This is a genomic window from Variovorax sp. P4_D9 (assembly GCF_056401695.1).
Window position 1 is genome coordinate 1 of sequence record NZ_JBFUIU010000613.1, and the last position, 5,405, is coordinate 5,405.

At 65.8% G+C, this 5,405-nt stretch carries 7 protein-coding genes and 1 pseudogene; 7 read left to right on the forward strand and 1 reads right to left on the reverse strand.

Annotated elements, in window-relative coordinates; genetic code table 11:
- The 4 genes and pseudogenes from AC1DY5_RS40475 to AC1DY5_RS40490 form a co-directional block, all read left to right on the forward strand.
- A partial coding sequence (locus AC1DY5_RS40475) for a PDDEXK nuclease domain-containing protein (RefSeq protein ID WP_478120080.1) occupies positions 1 to 558 on the forward strand: 558 nt, incomplete at its 5' end.
- Positions 559 to 1,618: 1,060 nt separating this feature from the next.
- Positions 1,619 to 1,762: a hypothetical protein gene (locus AC1DY5_RS40480; protein WP_478120081.1), complete on the forward strand. Its 144-nt coding sequence runs from the start codon at positions 1,619 to 1,621 to the stop codon at positions 1,760 to 1,762.
- A gap of 373 nt (positions 1,763 to 2,135) precedes the next feature.
- Positions 2,136 to 2,201: pseudogene (locus AC1DY5_RS40485) on the forward strand (hypothetical protein); the annotation flags it as partial.
- A gap of 86 nt (positions 2,202 to 2,287) precedes the next feature.
- Complete coding sequence (locus AC1DY5_RS40490; protein ID WP_478120082.1) at positions 2,288 to 3,034, forward strand: ArdC family protein; 747 nt, start codon at positions 2,288 to 2,290, stop codon at positions 3,032 to 3,034.
- A gap of 69 nt (positions 3,035 to 3,103) precedes the next feature.
- On the opposite strand, the gene AC1DY5_RS40495 is transcribed toward AC1DY5_RS40490, so the two are convergent.
- Positions 3,104 to 3,391: a hypothetical protein gene (locus AC1DY5_RS40495; RefSeq protein ID WP_478120083.1), complete on the reverse strand. Its 288-nt coding sequence runs from the start codon at positions 3,389 to 3,391 to the stop codon at positions 3,104 to 3,106.
- Positions 3,392 to 3,799: 408 nt separating this feature from the next.
- Here AC1DY5_RS40495 and AC1DY5_RS40500 point away from each other — a divergent pair, with 408 nt between their 5' ends.
- The 3 genes from AC1DY5_RS40500 (at position 3,800) to AC1DY5_RS40510 (ending at position 5,335) form a co-directional block, all read left to right on the forward strand.
- Positions 3,800 to 4,078, forward strand: a complete 279-nt coding sequence (locus tag AC1DY5_RS40500) for a hypothetical protein (protein ID WP_478120084.1) — start codon at positions 3,800 to 3,802, stop codon at positions 4,076 to 4,078.
- A 213-nt stretch (positions 4,079 to 4,291) separates the two neighbouring features.
- Positions 4,292 to 4,537 (forward strand): hypothetical protein, encoded by a 246-nt coding sequence (locus tag AC1DY5_RS40505; RefSeq protein WP_478120085.1) that lies wholly within the window; start codon positions 4,292 to 4,294, stop codon positions 4,535 to 4,537.
- 441 nt (positions 4,538 to 4,978) lie between these two features.
- Positions 4,979 to 5,335 carry a DUF2958 domain-containing protein gene (locus tag AC1DY5_RS40510; RefSeq protein WP_478120086.1) on the forward strand — a complete coding sequence of 119 codons (357 nt, stop codon included), beginning with the start codon at positions 4,979 to 4,981 and terminating at the stop codon, positions 5,333 to 5,335.
- Positions 5,336 to 5,405 lie beyond the last annotated feature (70 nt).

Genomic DNA, 5,405 nt, shown 5'->3' on the forward strand with positions numbered 1-5,405 from the left:
ATTCAACACGATCTCAGCACGCTGAGACAGACCCAGCGACCGTCAGCCGACCTCCTGCTGAAGGATCCCTACGTTCTCGACTTTCTCGGGCTCAACGATAGATACCTCGAACGCGATCTTGAGGATGCGATCTTGCGCGAGATCGAGAAATTCCTGTTGGAACTCGGCGCCGGCTTCACGTTCATCGCACGGCAGAAGCGCATCCAGATCGACCAGGACGACTTCTACATCGATCTCCTGTTCTACAACCGCAAGCTCAAACGGCTGATCGCCGTCGATCTCAAGGTCGGTGAATTCCGGGCTGAGTACAAGGGCCAGATGGAACTGTACCTGCGGTGGCTCGCCAAGAACGAGCAGGAGGCGGACGAAAACTCGCCGCTGGGCATCATCCTGTGTACCGGCAAAAAGCAGGAGCAAGTCGAACTGCTGGAACTCGACAAAAGCGGCATTCATGTGGCGGAGTTCCTCACAGCCCTGCCGCCGCGGGACGTGTTGCGAGCCAAACTGCAGCAATCGATCGCAACGGCGCGCCAACGGCTGCTCGACGACAGAAGCTGAGCGGGATCGGTCTTTCGGCCGATTGCTTTCGGGAACCCGCGTGCCATCCCTGTGTGGGTGCTTACTTCTATACATCAGCCAAGACGCGCCCCAGTGCAATAATAGGGTTGGCCCTCGCGCGACGCGGCGCCTGCTCAGGGCGTAGCGATCGTCTGCGCGATCCATTCGTCGGCTGCGACCAGCGGCGCAGGATTGCCCTGATTGATCGTAGCAGTCGCGCGGGCGCCGCATCGAAATGGCTTGGCCTCATTGAAGGAACATCTCGCAGCGAAACGCGTCGAGCGCGTCCGCGCGGCAAGATGAGGAGCCTTTGCCGCACACCCGCAGATCCGTGAGGCATCTCCGACACCACATCACACCTGGCATCTGAGCGAACGCCTCAAAAAGACTGGCTGCTGCCGTTCGAAATTCTCGGCTAAACGACGGCGGTTGCCGCCAGCAGAGCCTTTTCGTCGCTAACGACCGGTCTACGCTGCGTACCGGCTGTTGAGGATGCGAGGGTGACAGGCAGGATGGGGCCCAGAGCGGCGGTACAAGTCGCTTCGAACCTGACGTCCGCCGATCGAGCGCAGGCAAGGAAATCCCAGCAACTTCGAGTACAGGGTAGGAAAGACGCAGCAACTTGGACATGCCCAACAGGAAGGGCAGTCACAGTTGGTGCTGAGCTACCTGGTTGCATTGGACACGCGCGTTCAGCAACTGCGGCTCCCGACAGCACTGCATGGAGATCGAAGGCTGGGCGTCCACCGGCTGCACGCCGGTGTCCAGGTTCGCGCCGTGGCGCTCATCCCCTGGCGGGGACGGGCTGCGCCCGCCTTTCGCATCCCTGACGCGGGAGCGGGGCCGGGCTCCTCCGGGTGTGCTGCTGAGGGTGGAGGGCGTGCCTGTGTGCCCTCACGCTACTCCACCGGTGTCGCGTTCAAGGCCCTGCGCGCGCTTCGCGTGCTCGGCGCGTGCCGCGCGCCGGCGGCGGCCTTGAGCGTTGCGCTGCGGCGGGGTGATCCGGGCGGACCTGGCAGATGGCAGGCAATCCCGCCTGTGTCATCCACAGGAGTTCATCATGGCCGCATCTCTTGACCTCACCGTCCTGCAACGGCGCATCGTCGACGCGCCGCGGCCGTTTCTCGGCGCCGACGCCGACGCACTGTACGAAGCCAACGGCCGCTCGCTGCCGCGGGCATCTGCTTTCAGAGCCACCTCTTGAGCGACGCATAGCGCGCACGGGCCGCTGTCCAGGGCTTTGGGCTTCGCCCCCGTCCTCGCTCGGTCCTCCCCTGGCTCAGCTGCGGCCTCCGGGCGGTCCCTGGACATCGGCCCTTCCTGCGCGCTCTTCATGCGTCGAGGCGGCTCCGAAAGCAGAAGTTCAACCACCGCGGCACACCCCGCAGAAAGGCCCAGCCATGCATGCAATTCCTTCCACCCGTCAGCGTCATGCGGACACCCCCACAGCCGCGGGCGTTCCCCCCGTGCCCCCCGAGGACTCACCCAAAGCAGGCCCTGTCGAAGACAGCAGATCCGCAGGGCGAAGCCGCGTTCGCATGGATGTGCGACAGGCGATCACGGACCGGATCATCGCGATGCTCGAGAAGGGTGGCAATGTGTTCCGCGCGCGCTGGACGCAGGCGGCTTCACGCGGCATGCCGCGCAACGGCAAGACCGGCCAGTCCTACCACGGCGCCAACGTGCTGCTGCTGTGGGACGCGGCGATCGAGCAGGGCACGCCTCCAATGTGTGGCTCACCTATCGCCAGGCCGCCAGTCTCGGCGCGCAGGTCCGCAAGGGCGAGCGTGCCGTGCTGTGCGCGCATTTCGAGCGAAGGGGAGGCCGGGGTGCAGCCGGCGACAGCGCCGACGCGCGAGGCGACGACGACGGCGCACAGGACGAAACCACTGCCCCACGCGGCGCCCTGCTTTGCATACCGTTCTGGCTCTTCAACGTGGCGCAGATCGATGGCCTGCCGGGCGAGGTCATCGAGGCCGCCAGCAAATTGCCGGGTTCATCGTACCCACCGGTGGAGCGGGCCCTTCGCCTGCTCGCCGGATGCAACGCCACGATCCGGCACGGGTTCGAACGCGCGATGTACCTGCAGGACCTCGACGAGATCCGACTGCCCTGGCCGAAGCGCTTCACCAGCGGCGAAGCCTATTGCGCCACGGCGCTGCATGAGCTGGTCCATCATTCCGGAAATGCAAACCGCCTCAATCGGCAGTTTGGACAGCGCTTCGGCGACGCGGCCTACGCGTTCGAGGAACTGGTGGCCGAGCTCGGCTCGGCGTTCGTGATGGGTCATTGCGGATTGGTCGACGCGACCATCGAAGGGCACGCGGCCTACCTCGACAGCTGGCTGCAGGTGCTGCGCGGTGACCGCACGGCGATCTTCACGGCGGCCCGGCATGCAGGTGCGGCCTCCGACTTCATCCTGGCCAGGGAGATGCCACCTCTGGACCCAGCACCGGCGCTGCCATTCGAGGAATGACACTCGAGAACTGAAACTCGCAGGGCAGGGACCGCCGCGCGGCCCCTGCCTCCCGATCCTGCGGCCCTGCTATTCGTCCAACTCGGCGCGGATGTGGGTCCCGACCGTGTCCTCGAGAATGCCAGGCACCGTGTACCTGTCGCCGACCTGCGCAGCCATCTCGACGACGCGCAGGCACAGCTCGACCACGTTGCGGTCGAGCTTGTCGCCGGCTCTTATCAGGCCGACCTCGACGGCCGCCGCCGTGAAGCGCGCGACCGGGTCGCGCCCATCGTCAAGAGGGCGACCGAAAGAATCGCCCAGCGAATCCTCATCCTTGTCGTCGCCCGCGATGCTTGAAAGAAAGCCCATGCCCATGATGAACGTGCTCCTCGATGACGTGATCGATCAGCGCAGCCGAAACCGTTGTTGCTGTCGTTGCGGACTTGTGGCTCGGCGGGCGTTGCTCACACACGCGGCGGCCGGAACCCGTCGGGCCGCTGGCAGGGTACCGCAGCCCGTCGAGTTGCCGCGCTTCCTCCGCGTTGCGCAGGCTCTACGCGGCGCACGCGGCGGCGTACGCTGCGAGGAGCGTCCCGATCTCCCGCCTCGAGCGCTCCGCCGCGGCCTTCGCTGATTGGCAGCCTGTGCTTTCGGCTGTCCATGCCACCTTCAGCCGGCAAGAACTTGCAGACCCCGTCGGGCCGCAGCGGCCCTCGGGCCCGCCGTAGTGGGGTCAATCCCGGTCGTCACTCCCCGCGTTCTCGACAAGCGGAAAATGCGCACATGACTCCCCCCGACGAACACCTCGACGCCGCCCTCCGCAAGGTGAGGCTCTACCAGATGAGCCAATGGGTGGGTCACCTGACGCCAGTGCAGGCCCATGCGCTGGTCGATGCGGGCGCCATCGCGGCGCACCACGACATCGCCTGGATGAACTCGGGACTCCAGGCAGGCAGCGAGGAAACGCGATGGGTCTATTTCGCAGCCGGCCCGGCACTCAAGGCGCTGCTGCGCGCGCGTCCGGCCCGCCAGCAGGCGCTCCAAGCGCCCGCACAGGCCTGACACACGCAGCCGCTCGATCGGGCCCGGGCGCGCCCGGACGCCGATGCGGCCTGCCAGACGACGGCCAGGCGATGGCCATGCTGCCCAGGTGCTTCGCTTCGGAACACAGTTGCGGTCGCAGCTCGTCGAGTCACGCGAACGCTCTCTTGCGCCCAATCTGGTTTCGAGCACAACGATCTGCAATGGTGCTGGACCTGGCTTCATTGGGCCCGCTTGCTCGGCACCGACCTCACGGAGTCGAAGATGCGTGCCTACCATGACGGCGGGCTGTATGACGGGCAACCTTATGACGACGACCAAGGCGGCCCGCTGTATGTCGACGGCATCGAAGGAATCGAACTGGAGTCCATCGACCCCGATAAGGAACTCCTTGCGGTTGTGCAGGCGCAGCGTCTCTTCTCCAAGCTGGAGGAAACGTGCCAGGAGCGCCCGAGTCGACTGCAGGGCACACCGCCTTGACCCACCCCACAACGTACTTCACAGGTCCACTCATCGCGGCCACAGTCCGACAGACCCTCGATCGGCCCCGGCAGGTCGATTGAGGCGACGGGGGCGGACAAGGGCCTGCGTGCCTGGACCACACGCCGGCGCTGGCTCGCTTGCGCCACACGTTGCAGCGCATCGCCGATGAGGTGTTCGTCGATGGGCGGTGCCGAGCTCCAGCTGCGCTGGACGCTCCCACTCGCTGTCGCCTCGTGCTGGAAGGGGCAGGAGAGGGGAAGGAAGGAGGTGGGCAGGCTTGCTGTTCCCTTCAGGGTGCCACGCCGTTCTGGCCGTCAAGGCCTGCGCGCCCAACGGGCGCTTGCGGCCTGCGGCCGTCTTCGAACCTTGACAGCTGCGCTGCGGCGTGCCGTGGACGGTCACGGGCAATCCCGCCCTCAACCGTTCAAGGAGAACACCATGGCTTCCAAGTATTCCTTCATCACCGACGCGCAATTCGAGATGCTGCTGGCCAATGGCCTCCGGTCCGTGGAACTTGAGGACTTCGATCCGGCGCCCGTGGTGAAGCTCTTCACGCCCGATGCGGGCGCGACCTGGCTGCTCACATCGATTGATCCGGATGATCACGACATTGCACACGGCCTTTGCGATCTGGGCCTGGGTTTCCCAGAAATCGGTCCCGTTCGCCTGAGCGAACTCGCCGAGGTGCGCGGCATGATGAAGCTGCCGATCGAACAGGACCTGCACTTCCGTGCGACCCAGCGCCTGAGCGGCTACGCGAAGGAGGCCCGCATGGCTGGGCGCATCCAGGCCTGAGGACTCCGCGATGGGCCCTCGCCGCCGGCCGGGCCGGCGGCTTTCGTCATTTTCTTTCTTGCGCGCTGCG

Excerpts from the sequence above, each read along its gene's own strand:
- AC1DY5_RS40495 (WP_478120083.1), bottom strand. The coding sequence starts at position 3,391 with ATGGGCATGGGCTTTCTTTCAAGCATCGCGGGCGACGACAAGGATGAG.
- AC1DY5_RS40510 (WP_478120086.1), top strand. The coding sequence starts at position 4,979 with ATGGCTTCCAAGTATTCCTTCATCACCGACGCGCAATTCGAGATGCTG.
- AC1DY5_RS40500 (WP_478120084.1), top strand. The coding sequence starts at position 3,800 with ATGACTCCCCCCGACGAACACCTCGACGCCGCCCTCCGCAAGGTGAGG.
- AC1DY5_RS40480 (WP_478120081.1), top strand. The coding sequence starts at position 1,619 with ATGGCCGCATCTCTTGACCTCACCGTCCTGCAACGGCGCATCGTCGAC.